Origin of the sequence: Paenibacillus lautus NBRC 15380 (assembly GCF_004000945.1) — a bacterium.
Lineage (GTDB): Bacteria > Bacillota > Bacilli > Paenibacillales > Paenibacillaceae > Paenibacillus_AQ > Paenibacillus_AQ lautus.
The window spans coordinates 270,297-290,187 of sequence record NZ_BIMF01000004.1 but is presented as its reverse complement, the minus strand read 5'-3'; the positions used below and the strand labels follow the sequence as shown (position 1 = coordinate 290,187).

Sequence of the window (19,891 nt, the reverse complement as noted above, 5' to 3'; positions counted from 1 at the left end):
GGATGTACGAGGTGGCCTTTCCATGAACAAGAACCGCCAGGCGCCCGATCTGTGGCTGCTTATCTGTATTTTGGCCCTGCTGGCCATCGGAATCGTCATGGTATACAGTGCAGGATCCGTCCTCGCCTTTCATGACTACGGCGATAAGTTTTATTTTGTAAAGCGTCAGCTGTTTTTTGCCTGTCTGGGGCTTGCTGCCATGTATTTCACATCGAGGATCGACTATCGCGTTTGGAAGAAATACAGCAAGCTTGTACTGCTGGTCTGCTTTTTTATGCTGATTATCGTACTTATTCCAGGGGTCGGCGTTGTTCGCGGCGGAGCCAGAAGCTGGCTCGGCATCAGCTCGTTTGGCATTCAGCCCTCCGAGTTTATGAAGCTGGGCATGATTCTGTTTCTATCGCGCTGGCTTAGTAAGCAAGATTATGATATTACGTCTTTTACCAAGGGGCTTTTGCCGCCGCTTGGTTTAATCGGTCTGGCCTTCGGATTGATTATGCTGCAGCCTGATTTGGGTACGGGCGCCGTTATGCTCGGAGCTGCGATGATGATCGTATTTACCGCAGGGGCACAGATGAAGCATCTGGGCTTTCTCGCATTAGGCGGGGTAGCCGGTTTCATTGGCTTGATTCTGGCAGCCCCTTACCGGCTGAAGCGGATAACCGGATTTCTTGATCCATGGTCCGATCCGCTTGGCGCAGGCTATCAGATCATCCAATCCCTCTATGCCATAGGGCCGGGCGGACTTGGCGGACTCGGACTTGGCATGAGCCGTCAGAAGTACGCTTATGTACCTGAACCGCAGACTGATTTTATTTTTTCGATCTTGGCCGAAGAGCTTGGGTTCATTGGCGGTTTGATTGTCCTGCTCTTGTTCGCTGCCTTGGTTTGGCGGGGCATGAGGGTGGCTATGACCGTATCCGATGGTTTTGGAAGTTTGCTGGCTGTTGGTATCGTAGGCATGGTCGCCATCCAGGTCGTTATCAATATCGGTGTCGTTATCGGTTTAATGCCGGTGACAGGGATTACGCTGCCGCTCATCAGTTACGGAGGCAGCTCACTGACGCTGATGCTGACGGCGCTGGGCATTCTATTAAATATTTCCCGTTATGCGAGGTGAAGGGTATGCGTGTCGTATTGACCGGCGGCGGAACGGGGGGGCATATTTACCCCGCCGTTGCCATTGCAAGACAATGTGAAAAGGAAGATCCGAAAACGGAGTTTTTATATATCGGAGGCCAGTGGGGTCTCGAAAGCAAGCTGGTACCCCAAGAGAAGCTGCCGTTTGAGAGCATCGATATCACGGGGTTCCGGCGCAAGCTGTCGCTGGATAACGTGAAGACAATCATGCGTTTTTTCAAAGGCGTGAAGCGATCGAAGGCCCTCCTGAAGGAGTTTAAACCCGATGTCGTGATCGGTACCGGAGGTTATGTGTGCGGTCCGGTGGTTTATGCAGCGGCCAAGCTCGGAATACCGACCATGATTCATGAGCAGAATGCGATCCCGGGCCTCACCAACCAGTTCCTCAGTCGATATGCGGATACGGTTGCCGTCAGCTTTGAGGGGTCGGAGTCTTCTTTTCCTAAGGCCAAAAGAACGGTATATACAGGAAATCCACGTGCGACAACGGTATTATCCGCCAATCGTGAACGTGGATTTGCTACGCTCGGCATTCCGATGGACAGTCAGGTCGTACTGATCGTCGGCGGAAGCCGGGGGGCCAAGGCGATCAATAACGCGATGATCGGGATGGCGCCGTTCATACAGAAGCTGCCGGGCGTACATTTTGTGTTTGTTACAGGCGATACTTATTTTGAGAACACGCGGGAATCTATCCTGTCCCAGCTCGGTACCATGCCGAATCAACTTCATATCGTGCCATACGTTCATAATATGCCGGAAGTGCTTGCGGCTACTTCGCTGATTGTAAACCGTGCAGGCGCTTCATTCCTGGCGGAGATTACATCGCTTGGCATTCCATCCGTCCTTATACCATCACCTAACGTCACCAATAACCATCAGGAGGCGAATGCGAGGCAATTGGAGGAAGCGGGCGCATCCAGCATGATTCTTGAAAAGGATTTGACGGCTGAATCGCTGTTCGGAAAGCTTGAGGAGATCATGACCAGTCGCTCTACAAGAGAGGCGATGTCCGCGGCTTCGAAAAAGCTCGGCAAACCGGATTCGGCTACCGTCATTGTTCAAGAAATCCGCCGGTTAACCGGCAAACGCTAAAACGGCTGGGCGATTGTCACACACCTATGGAGCCTGACATAAGATACTCTATAATCGTGACACACCCATGAGGCCGGCATTACTGACAGCGGCCATCTCTTCATCAAGTTGAAGGAATGGCCTTTTGGTTTTGAAAGTCAAGGGGAGGTTTATTTAAAATGCAGCAGTGGAAATCGCTACTATCAGAGGCCAATATCGGAACAGTGTTATGGAATGAACCGCTGGCAAAATACACGACGTGGAAAATAGGCGGACCAGCCGATTGCCTAATTATTCCTGAGAACAAGGAACAGCTCAGGGAACTGGTCACTCTTCTCCATGCCCATCACATACCTTGGACACAATTGGGCCGCGGTTCTAACATGTTGGTTGCCGATAAAGGCATTCGGGGAGCGGTCATCAAGCTGGGCCAGGGATTTGAGGAGCTTCATTTTGACGGAGAGACGGTTACTGCAGGCGGCAGTCTGTCTTTTGTCAAGCTCAGTGTTCTGGCCGGAAAAGAAGGATTATCCGGTCTTGAATTTGCCGGAGGCATTCCTGGATCGGTCGGAGGGGCCGTCTACATGAATGCAGGTGCCCATGGGTCTGATGTGTCACGCATATTCAAGTCCGCTGACATTGTACTGGAAACAGGGGAATTGGTTACGTATGCTGCGAAAGATATGGCGTTTGATTACCGACACTCCATTCTGCATGAACGAAAAGGGATTGTGACTGAAGCGGTATTTGGGCTCCGTCAAGGAGACCGCAAAGAAATTTCAGCTGTTATGGCCTCCTACAAGGACCGTCGCCGGCGTACACAGCCGCTCCAATCCGCAACGGCAGGCAGTGTGTTTCGCAACCCGCCCGGCGATCATGCCGCGAGGTTGATCGAGGCTGCCGGTCTTAAGGGCCTACGGATCGGGGGCGCAGAAGTTTCTTTACAGCATGCCAATTTCATTGAGAACACCGGTCAAGCGACAGCAGAGGACGTGCTCGCTTTGATGGAACGCATCAAGGAAACCATCTCGGAAAAGAACGGAATTCATATGGTGCCTGAGGTGTACGTTCTGGGCGAGCGGTAAACTCGGAGGTGATACATTGGACAAATTGGTGATTGAGGGTGGAAGGCCCCTATCAGGAACCATTCGTATCCATGGCGCAAAAAATGCAGCTTTACCTATTCTAGCAGCAAGTCTTCTGGCAGAAGGGACTGTAAGGCTAAGCAATGTTCCGCACCTGCTGGATATTGAAGTGATGCTCAGCATTCTCAGCCGTCTTGGCTCCAAATGCAAGCATGAGCTGGAGACGGTTACCGTGGATACCTCGTCTGCCAATTCGTTTCATGTCCCGGAAGATTTAATGAAGCAGATGCGATCCTCCATCTTTTTGATGGGACCTCTGCTGGCCCGTTTTGGTGAAGTGACGATCTATCAGCCTGGAGGCTGCGCGATCGGAGAACGCAAGATCGACCTCCATCTTCAGGGGTTGCAGGCGCTTGGTGCGGAAATCGAGGAGAGTAACGATAAGATCCATTGCAGGGCAAGCCGGCTGGTCGGGACTGATATTCATCTGGATTTTGCCAGCGTAGGGGCAACGGAGAATATCATGATGGCAGCAGCAACGGCGCTTGGCACAACGGTGCTCACCAATGCCGCCAGAGAGCCTGAAATTCAGGACCTTCAGCATTTCCTGAACAAGATGGGAGCGAACATTATCGGCGCAGGAACGGATACCATCACGATCCATGGCGTGGAGCGTCTGGAGCCTTGCGAGTACGAGATCATACCGGACCGGATCGTAGCTGGCACCGTCATGATTGCAGCGGCTGTTACCCGCGGTAGTGTAACGCTTACAAAGACCAATCCATCTCATTTAACTTCCCTTATACATGTGCTAAAGCGCGCCGGTGTTCAAACCAGTATATGCAATGATATAATAAACATAAGCTGTATGAGCCGTCCTAAAGCGGTAGAACGTATTGTGACTTCACCGTATCCTTCGTTCCCTACGGATTTGCAATCCCAGGTCATGGTCCTGCTGTCCTTGGCGGACGGATTTAGCGTGATGAAAGAGACGGTATTCGAAGGACGGTTCAAGCATGTGGAGGAACTCTCCCGTATGGGGGCGGACATTTCCACGGATCTGAACTATGCGTTCATACGCGGCGTTCAGAGAATTTATGGAGCTACTGTGGAGGCAACCGATCTTCGGGCTGGAGCGGCGCTCGTCATTGCCGGTTTGGCCGCGCAGGGAACGACCGTGGTGGAGCAAGTTCACCATATTGATCGCGGTTATGATCGTATTGAAAACATGTTCCAAGGTTTAGGCGCACGGATCTATCGTCAATCCCCGGTGCCAAAACCGCTTGATTTAGCCAATTGAGGTCCTGGGCTTCCCCTCCGAAAAAGGAGGGGATCACAGGTCTTTATGGAGAGAGTGGATATGTCCAAGACACATATGCCTGTCCTTAAGCAGGACAAGCCCAAACCGAAAACAGCCAAAAAAATCATAGGGATACTTTTGCTGCTGTTCGTAGCCCTGCTGACGATTCTGTTTTTCCGGTCGTCTGTCAGCCAAGTTACCGAGATTCATTTTACAGGCAATACGTTTAATACAAATGAGCAGCTTATCAAGCAAAGCGGACTCCATATCGGAGACCAGTACTTTGGCGTTGAACCGAAAGATGTGCAGGAACGCCTGATGAAGCTGGGAACGATTAAGTCGGCTGAAGTGGTCAAGAGCTTTCCGGGCGAAGTCAGCATTGTGGTGACGGAGCATCCTACGGTGGCCTACGAGTTGTCCAAAAGCGGGGAACTTCAAGCCATACTGGCCAGCGGCACCTCGGTTCCCGTTACAGCGAGCGGTATTGCCGTTGAGAAGCCGATTTTGACCAATTGGGATCCGGACGATCCGAACAAGGCCGAGCTTAGCGAAGTCCTTGCCGAGATTTCGGGCAGCCTGACCTCCGATATCTCGGAAATCATGCCGTCGCCGACGTTGTCTTTTCCGGATCGGATCAAGATGTATACACGTTCCAAGTTCGAAGTCATTACTTCGGTTGCCTTGCTCCGTGACAAAGTAGAGTACCTGAATCAGGTTACCGAAATGGAGCGGCCGGGTGTCATTACGATGCTGGAAGCGGACTCTTACGTGCCGTTTGTAGAAGAAGTTGAAGAAGGCGCGGAAGAAGGGCAATAACCCCCTACTCAGGGGTTGGAATAAATGGTACAATTGAAAGTATTGACAACTTGTTTCGGCTCTTCTTTTTTGAATGACTTTTACGGCCTGTTATAGCAAATGTTGGCAGTAAAAAAAATGTTGAAAAAAGAGGGAAAGACCTGCGAGTGTTGAATAAGTAGAAATGTATTCTTTATTATCAAAATTAATTTGCTAAAAACAGGAGGTGCCAGGGCTTGAGCAACAATGACATCATTGTTAGTTTGGACATCGGTACATCCAAAGTTCGTGCTATTATTGGGGAAGTTAATAATGGAACCTTTAATATTATTGGAGTTGGATCTGCCGACTCGGAGGGAATTCGCAAAGGTGCAATTGTAGATATCGACCAGACCGTACAATCCATTCGCAGCGCTGTTGATCATGCGGAGCGTATGGTCGGTATTCAAATATCCGAAGTATATGTCGGCATTTCTGGAAATCATATCGGACTTCAATCCAGCCATGGAGTTGTGGCAGTATCGAACGAGGATCGCGAAATTGGTGAAGAGGACATCGACCGCGTGCTGAAAGCAGCGGAAGTCGTGGCGCTTCCTCCGGATCGTGAAATAATCGATGTGGTTGCTAAACAGTTTGTAGTTGACGGTTTGGAAGGAATCTCTGATCCGCGAGGAATGATCGGCGTAAGGCTAGAAGTTGAAGCGACGATTATTACTGGCGCCAAAACGGCAATACATAACCTGTTACGTTGTGTGGAGAAATCAGGTCTAAAAGTGAAGGATCTGGTGCTGATTCCGCTTGGAGCCGGGCAGCTAGCCTTGTCCAAGGATGAGAAAACGATGGGTTCGGTGCTGGTTGACGTCGGGGCGGGCTCAACCACCTTGGCCGTGTTCGAGGGAGGCAGCATTGCCGCGACTTCGACGCTGCCGGTTGGTGGAGATTTCGTCACGAATGATATTGCATATGGCCTGCGAACGCTGACGGATCAAGCAGAGAAGGTTAAACTGAAGTACGGATGCGCACTGATCGAGAGTGCCGCACAAGAAGTAACGTTTAAGGTAACTAGAATTGGAAGCAATGTGGACAAGGAGTTCACGCAAGAAGATTTGGCAGCTATCATAGAACCTCGCGTTCAGGAAATTTTCCAATTGGTGCGCCAAGAAATCAAGCGCTTGGGTTACAGTGAGCTTCCTGGTGGTTATATACTTACTGGGGGCACTATGTCCATGCCTGGTGTGCTGCAGGTGGCACAAAATGAGCTGGCGACTTCCGTACGGATTGCGGTTCCCGATTTCATCGGTGTTCGTGATCCGGGATACTGCAGCGGAGTCGGCATCCTCCATAATGCAATCCGGAACGTACGTGTACGCAATACAGGAGGAAGCAACAACAACAGCGGAAATAGCAAGAAACCGGTGAACCGTGCGAAGCAGCAAAATCCTGTCGCAGCAACTCAGGAGACCAGCCAGAAGCCGGGATTTATTGAACGCCTGAAAAAGATGTTCAGCGAGTTTATATAGCGGATTCATTCGACTGTGGACGTGCCATCCACGCACATTGAGGGGGAGATGGATTAGATGTTGGAATTTGATTTTGAAATGGAGAGCTTAGCTCAAATAAAAGTAATCGGAGTAGGTGGCGGCGGAAGCAATGCTGTTAACCGAATGATTGAGAATGGTGTGCAAGGTGTTGAGTTTATTACGGTCAATACGGATGCTCAGGCACTCCACCTTGCTAAATCCGAACATAAACTGCAAATCGGGGACAAGCTGACTCGCGGTCTTGGTGCCGGCGCCAATCCTGACGTAGGCAAGAAGGCTGCGGAAGAATCCCGCGATTTGATCATGAACACCCTGAAGGGTGCCGATATGGTATTCGTTACGGCTGGTATGGGCGGCGGAACCGGAACGGGTGCTGCTCCTGTCATTGCTGAAATCGCAAAGGAATGCGGCGCACTGACCGTAGGCGTGGTGACTCGACCGTTTACCTTTGAAGGACGCAAGCGCTCTTCTCAGGCTGAGCTTGGCATTGAAGCTCTGAAAGAGAAGGTCGACACGCTGATTGTCATCCCGAATGATCGACTTCTCGAAATTGTCGACAAGAAGACACCCATGCTGGAAGCCTTCCGTGAAGCGGATAATGTTCTTCGCCAGGCAGTCCAAGGCATCTCTGATCTGATTGCTGTTCCGGGTCTGATCAACCTTGACTTTGCCGACGTGAAAACGATCATGACAGAACGCGGCTCGGCCCTGATGGGTATCGGATTGGCTACTGGTGAGAACCGTGCCTCCGAGGCTGCCCGCAAGGCGATCATGAGCCCGCTCCTTGAAACCTCTATCGAAGGTGCACGCGGTGTGATCATGAATATTACGGGAGGAACCAATCTCTCCTTGTATGAAGTGAATGAAGCGGCCGAGATCGTAACTTCAGCTTCCGATCCGGAAGTGAACATGATCTTCGGTGCGATTATTGAGGAAAACATGAAGGATGAAATCAAGGTAACGGTTATCGCTACCGGCTTTGAAGGCAAGCCTTCTCCAATCCCTCCTGGACGTCGTCCTGTCCCTCAAGGGGAACAGCAGCAGCAACAGCAGCCGGCAACGGACAAGAGTAATGTGAATCTGAAGCCATTTGGCAATCAGAACAGCAATGATCAGCTTGATATTCCTACTTTCCTTCGCAATCGTTCCCGCAATAATGATTAAAATCAGTAAGCCTGTGCTTCGTCATCATGATGAAGACAGGCTTATTTTTGTAACCCAACCTCGCCAACTTCCTTTCACTTCAATGGCAGGACCATACGGCTGATGCTGTCACACTTTCACGAATAAGAGCCCCATGCGAAATTACAGTGGACTTTAAAGATTTTCCCCGAGCTTTCCTTCCTAGAAAGAGATCACTGATAACGCCAAGAGGTCTGCTCTTGGTTCTCGGTCTCTAAAAACTGCCCTTCATCGACAAAAAAAGTCTGTAATCCGCCCACAGGTTTAGACAGACTTTGAATTCTATTCTTCTTATACTAGTAACATCTCCCATTGCCCAGAAAACAACAGAAGGATAACCGAAGTGATTCTTCGACTAGGCAGGTGAATAACCTGGTTGTTTATATTGATCTCATATTTTTGGCAAACCTCGTCATTGACGGCATTTTGCTGGCTTTGACCGCCTGGATGCGCAGGGTCAAGCCAAGGTGGTGGAGACTTGTATTATCCTCTGTGGTAGGCGCGTTGTATGTCGTCATGATGTTTGTCCCGCAACTCTCATTTTTGTTTACCTTTCTCATCAAATTTGGACTTTCGTTGATCATGTTGTGGATCGCTTTCGGCTTTGCAAGCTTACAGAGTTATCTGCGGAATTTGGGAGCATTTTATATGGTGAATTTTGCCGCGGCCGGAGGCATTATCGGTGTTCATTACTTGCTCCAAAATTCGGGAGAATTGTTCAGCGGGATATGGTATACGACATCGGGAGGGCTATCGTTTGAATTGAAGGTAGGATTCTGGTTTGCGTGCATTACCTTTTTTGTAGTTGTATTCGCGTTTAAAGCCGTTCAGACCACGAAACGCAAAACCGAGAACCGGGAGGCCTTATTGGGAGAGGTGTCCGTATGGATCGGCAGCGCCAAAATATCCTGTGTGGGGCTGCTCGATACTGGTAACCAATTGAGTGATCCCTTAACGCGCACGCCGGTTATGGTGATGGAAGCAGCACTGTGGGAAGCCCACCTGCCCCAGGGATGGAGCAAACAGTTGATGGAGGGGGAACCGGACAAATTAATTATGGGGCTGGCGGCAGAGGAGTTTGAATGGCAGGACCGTCTACGGCTTGTTCCGTACCGCGGTGTCAACCGGGGGGCTGCTTTCATGCTTGCGTTGAAGCCCGACAGGGTACGGATCGAACTGGGAGGATTTGAATATTCGGCATCCAAGGTGTTGATTGGTCTTGATGGCGGGACGCTCTCGGGTGACAGGGCATACAGGGCCATCATCCATCCGGCGTTGACGGAAGGAGAAGGTACGCCGAAGATAAATGCACATTCCGCCGATATGGACGCACCATCGCACAATGGGGGAACCGGTTCGGAACCAGGTGAAGCCAAGAATGCAGGATGATACGATGAAGCCATTTTCATAGTGTTCGCGTGTTGCCATCCTTACGGCCGAACGTTAAGGATAAGTCTTTGAAAACCTTTATGACAATTCCGGCATATTCCGGACTAGAAGAATTAAAATTACGCTTATGAAGTCAGTTATCCCTACGGGAAAACGTTTAGGAGGATAAGAGATGCCCGTTAAATGGAGATTAGCATTGCAGCTGCAGTATTATCGCGTACTTTTTTTGCTAGGCCTAAAGAGTCAGGAAATCTACTATATCGGAGGAAGCGAGGCGCTCCCGCCGCCGCTTACGAAAGAGGAAGAGGAGTTCTTGCTCAAGAAGCTGCCTACCGGCGATGCGGCCACCCGTGCCATGCTTATCGAACGTAACCTGCGTCTGGTTGTTTACATTGCCCGCAAATTCGAGAACACCGGCATTAACATCGAGGATTTGGTATCGATTGGTGCCATCGGTTTGATTAAGGCGGTGAATACCTTTGATCCGGAGAAAAAAATCAAGCTGGCTACATATGCCTCGCGCTGTATTGAAAACGAAATTTTGATGTATTTGCGCCGGAATAACAAAACCCGCAGCGAGGTTTCTTTTGACGAACCGCTGAATATCGATTGGGACGGCAATGAATTGCTCTTGTCCGACGTATTGGGCACTGAGAATGACACCATCTACCGTAACATCGAGGAGCAGGTTGACCGGAAGCTGCTGCAAAAAGCACTCGATAAATTAAGCGACCGGGAACGCATGATTATGGAGCTTCGTTTTGGTCTTCAGGACGGCGAGGAAAAGACGCAAAAAGACGTGGCAGACCTGCTTGGAATCTCACAATCCTACATTTCCCGATTGGAGAAGAGAATTATTAAACGGCTCCGCAAAGAATTCAACAAGATGGTGTAACTGGAAATCGTAAGGAATAAAATAGCCCCCCTCGGAGATAATGTACAGTAATGTTTCTCCTTGGGAGGTTAGTCATCATGACGCGAAACAAAGTTGAAATTTGTGGTGTGGATACGTCAAAACTGCCTGTTCTGACGAATGTGGAAATGAGGGAACTGTTTCATAATCTGCAGCAGAATAATGAACGATCGGCTCGAGAAAAACTGGTGAATGGCAACCTGAGACTGGTGCTCAGCGTCATCCAAAGGTTTAACAATCGGGGAGAGTTTGTTGATGATCTGTTTCAGGTAGGCTGCATCGGATTGATGAAAGCCATCGACAATTTTGATTTATCGCAAAATGTTAAATTTTCCACTTATGCCGTACCGATGATTATCGGAGAAATACGTCGATACTTAAGGGACAATAACCCGATTCGCGTCTCCCGATCACTGCGTGATATTGCTTACAAGGCACTTCAGGTCAGGGATCAGCTGACAAATGCGAACTCGCGTGAACCGACGATTTTTGAAATTTCCGAAGCGCTGAACGTGCCCAAGGAAGACGTTGTTTTTGCACTTGATGCTATTCAAGATCCCGTTTCGCTGTTTGAGCCGATTTATCATGACGGTGGCGATCCGATTTATGTGATGGATCAAATCAGTGATGATAAAAACAAGGATGTGTCCTGGATTGAGGAAATTGCGCTCCGGGAAGCGATGCACAAGCTCGGACAACGCGAGAAAATGATTTTATCCATGCGGTTTTATGAAGGCAAGACCCAGATGGAAGTTGCGGATGAAATCGGCATCTCCCAAGCTCAAGTGTCCCGCCTGGAGAAGTCAGCGATCAAGCAGATGCAGAAGCACGTCAAAACGTAAGAAGACCAGCAATCAATCGAACAGATAACGATCCCGTTTATGGGATCGTTTTTTTAATTTTAAATAAGCTATTTTACCCAAGCGGCTCATATATTGAACAGAGGGATATGGAGGATTGAAAATGGATGGACGGCTACCTTCAAATACATCTAAGGTGTGATGCTCATGATACCTGATAATCAAATGGTGGGGAAAAAGATGAAAATTTCCGATTTTCAAACGAAGGATGTTATTAATATCATTGATGGCAAGCGGCTCGGACAGATCAGCGATCTGGAGCTGGACTTGCGGCAGGGCCGGATTGAAGCGATTGTGGTGCCAAGCTACGGTAAATTCATGGGGCTGTTCGGCGGCGGAAGTGACCTGATCATTCCGTGGCGGAATATCGTCAAGATTGGCTCGGATGTCGTCCTTGTCAAAATGGAGGAATTGCGAAGAACGCCCGATGATCCGGAATCGGTGGAATATTTGGAACGACCGGACCGGCGATCCTTCTAAACAGACAGATGGGTTCATGTGTCTCCGGCGTAGGTTTTCTGTTACACTGGTCATAGAGGTGGGATGCTCATGGAACCGTTTGTTAGGCAAGATCAGCAGACACCGAGTCTGTTTGTGCTCGAAAAATGGAGTGGGGGATCGGGAAGCGCCGCACTCACGGCCGGTTTTACTGGCCGGCATGGCGGCGTTAGCCGTACCCCATATGACAGTTTGAATTTAGCTTTTCATGTCGGCGACGAGCCGGGTGACATTGTAGAGAACCGGAAACGGACCGCTGCCGCGCTTGGCTTTTCTCTGGAAGACTGGACTTGCGGTGAACAGGTCCATGATGTTCAGATTGGCGTGGTTCAGGATAAGGACAGGGGCAGAGGGAGCTTGGACCGAGCCTCGGCTTTCCAAGATACGGATGGTCTTGTAACTAATGTTCCCGGCGTTTTATTGACGTCCTTCTATGCCGACTGCGTGCCGCTTTATTTTTGGGATCCGGTTACGGGTGCTGTTGGTTTGGCTCATGCTGGCTGGAAGGGGACCGTGGGAAGCATCGCCAAGAAAATGGTGGACAGGATGGCTGTGGAATACGGAAGTCTGCCTCAGTACATTCACGCAGCGATTGGTCCATCCATAGGCGAGTGCTGCTACGAGGTGGATGATCGGGTAATGGATCGTGTCCGCGATATGGGGATCGGGGAGTTTATATCCGAGGAAGTTACAAATTCAGCTGTTTATATCGACAAGGGACAAGGGAAATACATGCTGAACTTGAAAGAAATAAACAGACACATTATGATTAAAGCAGGAATATTGGCGGAACATATCGAATGTACATCATGGTGTACAAGCTGCAATCATGATCTGTTCTTCTCTTATCGTAAAGATGGAGGGACTACGGGTCGTATGGCAAGTTGGATCGGGATGAGAAAGAGGTGAGTCGTCCCTTGAGTTTGAAGGAACGTATCGATCAAGTAGAACAGCGAATAACGGAGGCTTGCGCAAGAAGCGGCAGGGACCGGAATGATGTAAATATCATTGCGGTCACGAAATATGTCTCCTTGGATATGACAGCTTCGGTACTGGATCAGGGACTGCAGCATATCGGCGAGAATCGCTGGCAGGATGCCCAAGCGAAGTGGAACGCTCTTGGAAACCGCGGCACGTGGCATTTCATCGGCCATCTTCAGACCAATAAGGTTCGGGATGTCATTGATAAATTTCAATATATTCATTCGCTCGACCGCTTATCCTTAGCCCATGAGCTGGAGAAGAGAGCTGCTGCGCTCAATTTGCAGGTTTCCGCCTTTATGCAGGTCAATATTTCGGGTGAGGAATCCAAGTATGGCTTGCCTCCTGAGAAAGCAGCCGAGTTTTTGAAGGAAATCAACAGTCTTTCACACGTAAAGGTGACCGGACTCATGACCATGGCTCCATACGAATCGTCGGCGGAGCAGACGCGTCCTGTATTTCGTGGTTTAAGACAACTAAGAGATGAGCTGAATGCACAGGCGCTTACGGCGGAGCCATTGACCGAATTGTCCATGGGCATGTCCAATGACTTTGAAGTAGCCATAGAGGAAGGGGCGACCTGGGTGCGTCTCGGCTCGATTTTAGTAGGGAAAGAGGAGGATTGACGATGGGCGTGATGAACCGGTTTATGAATTTCTTGGGACTGCAAGAGGAAGAAGAAGTTGTGGAACGCGAGGTTCTGGCCTCGCAGGAAGAGCCGGTGGAGGCAACGCCGTTTGATCATCGGAAGAACCAAAAGAGTGGCAATATCGTTAGCATTCATTCACAGAAGAACGTTAAGGTGGTATTAGTGGAGCCTCGTTCATATGATGAAGCACAGGAGATTGCAGATCATCTGCGGTCCTTCCGAACCGTTGTAGTCAACCTGCAGCGTGTGAGGAATGATCAGGCGCTGCGCATTATCGATTTTCTTAGCGGAACCGTTTATGCGCTTAGCGGCGGAATCTCGAAGGTGGGCGGGAACATCTTCCTATGCACGCCGGATACCGTGGAGATCCAGGGTTCGATCTCGGAGATTCTAGCAGACGAGCATGAATATAACAGAATGAGGTGATTTAGGCTTTGACCTACGAAATTATTAGCGTTGTTAGCACGCTATTCCGTATTTACTTCTACATGATTTTGGTTTATGTTTTGATGTCTTGGCTTCCGAATGTGAGAGAAAGCTTTGTCGGAGAATTACTGGGCAAGTTGGTGGAACCGTATTTAGCACCATTTCGCCGGTTCATTCCCCCGATCATGGGGATGATTGACATTTCGCCCATTATTGCATTGTTTGTGCTCCAGTTAGCGGAGCGAGGCGTATACGCTATTCTCGGATATCTCCTGTAAGCAGGTGAATGAGCGATGAAACTGGACATCTACGATCATTTTCACAAGGATGAACGGGAATTTGTGGACCGGGCTTGGGAATGGGTTGTCAATGCCGGACAATACCATGAAGCGAAGCTGACGGATTTTCTGGATCCTCGCCAGCGATTCATTCTGGAATCGCTCGTGAATCGTCATCCGGACGTGCATGCCATGTTTGATGGCGGACATGCTGAGGCAGAACGCGTCCGGGCGCTGATTGCTCCGGATTACCGAGAGTTTGAAGGCGAGGATTTAAAGATGAAGGTGCTCAGCATCTCTTCCGGAGACCAGAAGTTTCTGGAGCTGGAGCATGGCGACTACATGGGTTCGATATTGGGTCTTGGCATTAAGAGATCGAAGATCGGAGACATCCATGTGCTCGCGGACGGCTGTCATGCGGTCGTTGCCGACGATATCAGCGCGTTCCTCCATCTGAATCTCAGCCAGGTCCACCGGGTGCACGTGATGACGGAACTGCTGCCTCTGGACAAGCTTCAGGTTGCCCGCACGAATTTCGAAGCGATGGATATTACGGTATCTTCCATGAGACTCGACGGGATCGCCAGTGACGCCTACCGAATCAGCCGTACGAAAATCGTGGTGCCGATCAAGGCCGGCCGATGCCGCGTGAACTGGAAAGTGGAAGAGGATCCCTCAGCGAATTTAAAAGAAGGCGATGTCGTTTCCATCCAAGGATTTGGACGGTTTAAAGTTTTGGAGACAGGAAGCCTGACGAAAAAAGGGCGGTACCGTATCAAGGTTGGGAAATATGCCTGACCTTTGAAGGAATTGCCGTTTTTTTGTCGAATGAGTACAAAGAGTTATTCAAAATTACAATAGATTTACCGATAAATCGTAAATGACCGCTATTGTCTTCACGGACGGGTGGGTTGGCTAACACAGCGGATGAACCGTCCTGTAAGGCCCATATATTTAGGAGGTGCACACCATGCCATTGACGCCGCTTGATATACATAACAAGGAATTTGCCCGTCGAATTCGGGGTTATGATGAGGACGAGGTCAACGAGTTTTTGGATCAGATTATTAAGGATTATGAAAGTGTGATCCGGGAGAACAAAGAGTTGGGCAACCAGCTTATTGCGATGCAAGAAAGACTGGATCATTTTTCGAATATTGAGGAAACCTTGTCTAAGACCATCATAGTCGCTCAGGAGGCGGCGGATGAGTTGAAGAACAACGCGAAGAAGGAAGCTCAGCTGATCATTAAGGAATCCGAGAAGAATGCGGACCGGATCATTAACGATGCGCTCGGTAAATCCCGCAAAATCGCGCTTGAGGTGGAAGAGCTGAAGAAGCAAGCTTCCATCTACCGCACCCGCTTCCGTTCCTTGGTTGAGGCGCAGCTGGAGCTGTTGAAACAAGAAGGCTGGGAGACGCTCGAGAACCGGGAACCGAGTCTTGAACCAAAAGAGGTATACTAGACGGATATCCAGTTGACTTTTTCCGCGAAAGAGTCTATAACTAATAACATATTGTTGATTCATACAACAATTCGTTGATGGGAATAGTACGCGAAGGATCTGTCCCTCAGAGAGCCGGCAGTTGCTGAAAGCCCGGCGTTCAGACCAAGCAGAAGATCATCCCGGAGAAGTGAAGCTGAAGCGTTTAACCGCGTGCGTAAGCTGAACCGTCAGCCGAACGTTACATCGGACCTTGCCTATTACAATAAAGGCATGGACATTGAGGTGTCGCTTGTGCAGGCTTTTTAGCAAAAAGTCGGTTAAGCGAAATTAGGGTGGTAACGCGAGAACAGGTTCTCGTCCCTTGGGGGATGAGGCCTTTTTTTATGTTCACAGAACATTTACGAAAAGAGCGAGTTCAAAAAGGTCGGTTTTCAGCACCGAAGCTTATGCTTCCGATGTGCGTTTTTTCAAACGCTTCAGTTGGATGAAGCTAGGGAGTGAGGAGCGGAGCGTACGTAGTTTGTACGTGAGCACCGGAAGGCCCTGCTGAATTCAAGATTCGATGCCGAGTTGCTTCTTGATTCACTTCGTGATCAAAATCGGACTTTTTGAACAACCTTGAAAAAGAGTGAAAGGAAGATCTGCATGAACAAAGTAGACGTCAAGGAGAAGGCGCGGGCAAGAGAGCTGCGCATCTTGAACAAATGGAACGAGGAGAACACGTTCAAGAAATCAATCGAGCTGCGGGCCGGCAAGCCGAACTATGTATTCTACGAAGGTCCGCCAACTGCAAACGGCGCGCCTCATATCGGTCACGTGCTTGGCCGGGTCATCAAGGATTTTGTGGGCCGTTATCAGACGATGAAGGGCTTCCATGTCGTTCGGAAAGCGGGTTGGGATACGCACGGACTTCCGGTAGAGCTTGGCGTTGAGAAGCAGCTGGGTATCTCCGGCAAGCAGGAGATCGAGAATTATGGCGTTGAAGCTTTTATCAAAAAGTGCAAAGCCAGCGTATTTGAATATGAGCATAAGTGGCGCGAGCTGACTGAAGCGATTGCTTATTGGACCGATCTGGATCATCCGTACATCACGCTCGAGAACAACTACATCGAGAGTGTATGGAACATTTTGGCGACGATTCATGACAAGGGCCTTCTGTACCGCGGTCATCGCGTAAGCCCATACTGCCCTTGCTGTCAGACCACGCTCAGCTCCCACGAAGTGGCTCAGGGTTATGAGGATGTTAAAGACCTGAGCGCAACGGCGAAGTTTAAGCTGCATGACAGCGGAGAGAATGTATTGGCATGGACGACTACGCCTTGGACGCTTCCATCCCACGTGGCGCTGGCCGTTAATCCGGATATGGATTACGCCCGCGTTGAGCAGGAGGACGGCATCTATATCGTGGCTAAGAATCTGGTAGAGGATGTCATGAAGGGCGACTTTACCGTTCTATCGACGCTGAAAGGTTCCGAACTGGTCGGCAAGACTTACGACCCTCCGTTCCCGTATATAAAAGCGGAGAAAGTGAATCTTATCGTCGGCGCATCCTTTGTTACCGATGCAAGCGGTACGGGGATTGTGCACATGGCTCCTGCGCATGGTGAAGACGACTATCGCGTATGCCGCGAGAATGGCATCAGCTTCGTGAGTGTCGTGAACGGCCAAGGTCGTTATACCGATGAAGTGACGGATTTTGCCGGACGCTTCGTCAAAGATTGCGATCTGGACATCGTGAAGGCATTGTCTGAAAAAGGACTTCTGTACAGCAAAGAGAAGTACGAGCACAGCTATCCATTCTGCTGGCGCTGTAAATCTCCGCTGCTCTATTATGCGATGGAGAGCTGGTTTATCGAAACGACAGCCGTTAAGGATCAACTTATCGCGAACAACAATGAGGTAACCTGGTATCCGGGCCATGTGCGCGAAGGCCGCTTCGGCAAGTTCCTTGAAGATCTGGTGGATTGGAATATCAGCCGGAACCGTTATTGGGGAACGCCGCTCAATGTATGGGTCTGCGATTCTTGTGAAGGGCAATTCTCGCCGCACAGCATTGCGGAGCTTCGCGCCAACGCCGTAGGTGAGGTAGCGGAGGATCTGGAGCTGCATAAGCCTTATGTGGATGAAGTGAAAGTGAAATGCCCTCACTGTGAAGGCGGCGTGATGGAACGGACCTCGGAAGTCATCGACGTATGGTTTGACAGCGGATCGATGCCGTATGCGCAATACCATTATCCATTCGAGGACAAGGAGAAATTCGAACAGCAGTATCCTGCCGATATGATCTGCGAAGGGATCGACCAGACGCGCGGATGGTTCTACAGCTTGCTCGCCGTATCGACTCTCTTCACGGGTAAAGCGCCTTATAAAGCGGTTATGGCCACAGGTCATATCCTTGATGAGAATGGACAGAAGATGTCCAAATCCAAAGGCAACGTTATCGATCCTTGGGAAATCATCGAGGAGTACGGCACGGATGCGTTCCGATGGGCGCTGCTGGCTGACAGTGCGCCATGGAACAGCAAACGCTTCTCGAAGGGAATTGTGGGCGAAGCTAAATCCAAGGTTGTGGATACGCTGGTCAATACTCATGCATTCCTGACCCTGTATGCCGGTATTGACGGCTATGATCCGAAGGAGCATGAGTTCAAGGGATCGGACCATAAGCTGGACCGCTGGATTCTGTCCCGCCTGAACAGCTTGATTCAGGTGGTTGATAAGGGATTGGCCGTGAATGATTTCCTGAACGCGGCAAAAGCAATCGAAGCTTATGTGGATGAGCTGAGCAACTGGTATATCCGCCGTTCGCGTGACCGTTTCTGGGGCAGTGGACTCGGAGAAGATAAGCTGGCGGCTTACGGAACACTTACACATGTGCTGCTGACCCTCTCCAAGCTGATGGCTCCATTCACGCCGATGCTGTCCGAAGATATCTTTGTGAATTTGGGCGGAGGAGAAAGCGTACATCTGGCCGACTTCCCGCAAGCCGACGAAGCGTTGATCGACAAGGCGCTCGAGCAGGACATGGAGACGGCAAGACAGATCGTAGAGCTTGCGCGCAACGTCCGCAACGAGACAGGGATCAAAACGCGTCAGCCGCTGTCTGAGCTGATTGTGTCCATGGATCGCGAGTTTGATCTCTCCGGGTATGAAGATATCATCAAGGATGAGATCAACGTCAAAGTGATTGAGGTGGAGACCAGCGATAGTGGTTTCGTCGATTTCACACTGAAAATGAACCTGAAAGTCGCAGGCAAGAAATACGGTAAAAATATCGGGTTCCTGCAAGGGTTCCTGAAAGGCATGAGCAGTGACGAGACCCGCAAGGTGGTTCAAACGGGCGGCGTGAACGTTACATCGCCGGAGGGTGAAGAATTACAGATCACGTCCGAAGAGCTGCTGGTGGAGAAGAAGGCGAAGGAAGGCTTCGCATCGGCTTCAGGTTATGGTTTAACCGTGGCGCTTAATACGGATATCACGCCAGGGCTGGAGCAAGAAGGCTGGGTTCGCGAAGTGGTGCGGGCCGTACAGGATACGCGTAAGAAGCTGGATCTGCCGATCGAGAAGCGGGTCAATTTGACCCTGGATACAGATGAAGAGCTAAAAGCTGCGATCACCGCATTTGAAGATGTGCTGCGCGAGAATGTCCTTGTAAACGATTTGCAATTCGGACAAAGCGAAGGCATGGAGCGGGTAGAGCTTGGCGGCAAAACCATCGGCATCCAAATCGCCTAAGTATTAAATTGGTTAGTAACCACTGCCCTTATCTACAGGGGCAGTGGTTTTTTCTTGCTCAAATGAAGGAACGAATTTCATCAAGGGCGTTTTCACGAACGAATGAGATGCTTCCAATAGATGCATAATAATCAGCGAATTCAAATGTAATGCTAAGCAGGCAACGAGCACACATGGTAGTGGAGCTGCTCTGGATCTAATTTATCTGATGTCGATTTGTATAGGCAAAGGGGCGGTGGAGATGGCGGAGAAGCCGGATGCTGGGGTGTCAGCTGATCAAAAAAAGTCGTTGGAGGAAGAGCGGGACCAATTGAGCGCCATACACCGTATGACTACGGACATTGCACAGCAGCTGGAGAAGGCCCGAATCGCAGAATACACCCAGCTGCTGAATCGTCCATGGAAATTGATATGGACCAATCTGCTGGCCGGGTCGGCTCGAGGTGTGGGAATCGCGATTGGCTTTACCTTTTTTGCGGCCACCATTATATACGTCCTTCAGGCGCTTGGCGCGTTGAACTTGCCTATTATCGGCGACTATATTGCGGATATTGTGCGGATTGTTCAGCGTCAGCTTGAACTAACGTGAGTTTGTCTA

Annotated in this window: 19 protein-coding genes and 1 other annotated feature; all 19 genes read left to right on the top strand. The window is 50.0% G+C overall.

Going from position 1 to position 19,891, the window contains the following annotated elements:
- The first annotated feature begins 22 nt into the window (after positions 1–22).
- The 19 genes from spoVE (at position 23) to PLA01S_RS10420 (ending at position 19,882) form a co-directional block, all read left to right on the top strand.
- A complete protein-coding gene (spoVE, locus tag PLA01S_RS10510) occupies positions 23–1,120 on the top strand; it encodes a stage V sporulation protein E (RefSeq protein WP_127592019.1) in 1,098 nt (365 codons plus the stop codon).
- 5 nt (positions 1,121–1,125) lie between these two features.
- Positions 1,126–2,235 (top strand): undecaprenyldiphospho-muramoylpentapeptide beta-N-acetylglucosaminyltransferase, encoded by a 1,110-nt coding sequence (murG, locus tag PLA01S_RS10505; RefSeq protein ID WP_127592017.1) that lies wholly within the window; start codon positions 1,126–1,128, stop codon positions 2,233–2,235.
- A gap of 158 nt (positions 2,236–2,393) precedes the next feature.
- Complete coding sequence (murB, locus tag PLA01S_RS10500) at positions 2,394–3,299, top strand: UDP-N-acetylmuramate dehydrogenase (protein WP_100535960.1); 906 nt, start codon at positions 2,394–2,396, stop codon at positions 3,297–3,299.
- A 16-nt stretch (positions 3,300–3,315) separates the two neighbouring features.
- The gene (gene murA, locus PLA01S_RS10495) at positions 3,316–4,599 is read left to right on the top strand and encodes a UDP-N-acetylglucosamine 1-carboxyvinyltransferase (protein WP_071222989.1); all 1,284 of its coding nucleotides are present in this window, start codon (positions 3,316–3,318) and stop codon (positions 4,597–4,599) included.
- A gap of 60 nt (positions 4,600–4,659) precedes the next feature.
- Positions 4,660–5,415, top strand: coding sequence for a cell division protein FtsQ/DivIB (locus PLA01S_RS10490; protein WP_127592016.1), 756 nt, complete (start codon positions 4,660–4,662; stop codon positions 5,413–5,415).
- A 215-nt stretch (positions 5,416–5,630) separates the two neighbouring features.
- Positions 5,631–6,914, top strand: a complete 1,284-nt coding sequence (gene ftsA, locus PLA01S_RS10485; RefSeq protein ID WP_100535961.1) for a cell division protein FtsA — start codon at positions 5,631–5,633, stop codon at positions 6,912–6,914.
- 57 nt (positions 6,915–6,971) lie between these two features.
- Positions 6,972–8,099 carry a cell division protein FtsZ gene (gene ftsZ / locus PLA01S_RS10480; RefSeq protein WP_100535962.1) on the top strand — a complete coding sequence of 376 codons (1,128 nt, stop codon included), beginning with the start codon at positions 6,972–6,974 and terminating at the stop codon, positions 8,097–8,099.
- A 390-nt stretch (positions 8,100–8,489) separates the two neighbouring features.
- Positions 8,490–9,506 (top strand): sigma-E processing peptidase SpoIIGA, encoded by a 1,017-nt coding sequence (gene spoIIGA, locus PLA01S_RS10475; protein ID WP_246059433.1) that lies wholly within the window; start codon positions 8,490–8,492, stop codon positions 9,504–9,506.
- Between the two features lie 172 nt (positions 9,507–9,678).
- A complete protein-coding gene (gene sigE, locus PLA01S_RS10470) occupies positions 9,679–10,401 on the top strand; it encodes an RNA polymerase sporulation sigma factor SigE (RefSeq protein ID WP_071222992.1) in 723 nt (240 codons plus the stop codon).
- 77 nt (positions 10,402–10,478) lie between these two features.
- The gene (gene sigG, locus PLA01S_RS10465; protein ID WP_006209087.1) at positions 10,479–11,261 is read left to right on the top strand and encodes an RNA polymerase sporulation sigma factor SigG; all 783 of its coding nucleotides are present in this window, start codon (positions 10,479–10,481) and stop codon (positions 11,259–11,261) included.
- A gap of 198 nt (positions 11,262–11,459) precedes the next feature.
- Entirely contained in the window at positions 11,460–11,759 is a 300-nt protein-coding gene (locus PLA01S_RS10460; RefSeq protein ID WP_243390607.1) for a YlmC/YmxH family sporulation protein, read from the top strand.
- Positions 11,760–11,828: 69 nt separating this feature from the next.
- Complete coding sequence (pgeF, locus tag PLA01S_RS10455; protein WP_127592014.1) at positions 11,829–12,686, top strand: peptidoglycan editing factor PgeF; 858 nt, start codon at positions 11,829–11,831, stop codon at positions 12,684–12,686.
- A gap of 8 nt (positions 12,687–12,694) precedes the next feature.
- Positions 12,695–13,384, top strand: coding sequence for a YggS family pyridoxal phosphate-dependent enzyme (locus PLA01S_RS10450; RefSeq protein WP_127592013.1), 690 nt, complete (start codon positions 12,695–12,697; stop codon positions 13,382–13,384).
- 2 nt (positions 13,385–13,386) lie between these two features.
- Positions 13,387–13,833, top strand: a complete 447-nt coding sequence (locus PLA01S_RS10445) for a cell division protein SepF (RefSeq protein ID WP_009589651.1) — start codon at positions 13,387–13,389, stop codon at positions 13,831–13,833.
- A gap of 8 nt (positions 13,834–13,841) precedes the next feature.
- The gene (locus tag PLA01S_RS10440) at positions 13,842–14,111 is read left to right on the top strand and encodes a YggT family protein (RefSeq protein ID WP_100535966.1); all 270 of its coding nucleotides are present in this window, start codon (positions 13,842–13,844) and stop codon (positions 14,109–14,111) included.
- Positions 14,112–14,126: 15 nt separating this feature from the next.
- Positions 14,127–14,909 (top strand): YlmH family RNA-binding protein, encoded by a 783-nt coding sequence (locus PLA01S_RS10435; protein WP_127592011.1) that lies wholly within the window; start codon positions 14,127–14,129, stop codon positions 14,907–14,909.
- A 172-nt stretch (positions 14,910–15,081) separates the two neighbouring features.
- Positions 15,082–15,576 carry a DivIVA domain-containing protein gene (locus tag PLA01S_RS10430; protein WP_071222998.1) on the top strand — a complete coding sequence of 165 codons (495 nt, stop codon included), beginning with the start codon at positions 15,082–15,084 and terminating at the stop codon, positions 15,574–15,576.
- Between the two features lie 65 nt (positions 15,577–15,641).
- Positions 15,642–15,923: a binding site (T-box leader), on the top strand.
- A 280-nt stretch (positions 15,924–16,203) separates the two neighbouring features.
- Positions 16,204–19,293, top strand: coding sequence for an isoleucine--tRNA ligase (ileS, locus tag PLA01S_RS10425; RefSeq protein WP_127592009.1), 3,090 nt, complete (start codon positions 16,204–16,206; stop codon positions 19,291–19,293).
- Positions 19,294–19,534: 241 nt separating this feature from the next.
- On the top strand, positions 19,535–19,882 hold the full coding sequence (locus tag PLA01S_RS10420) for a DUF5665 domain-containing protein (protein WP_127592007.1): 348 nt from the start codon (positions 19,535–19,537) through the stop codon (positions 19,880–19,882).
- Positions 19,883–19,891 lie beyond the last annotated feature (9 nt).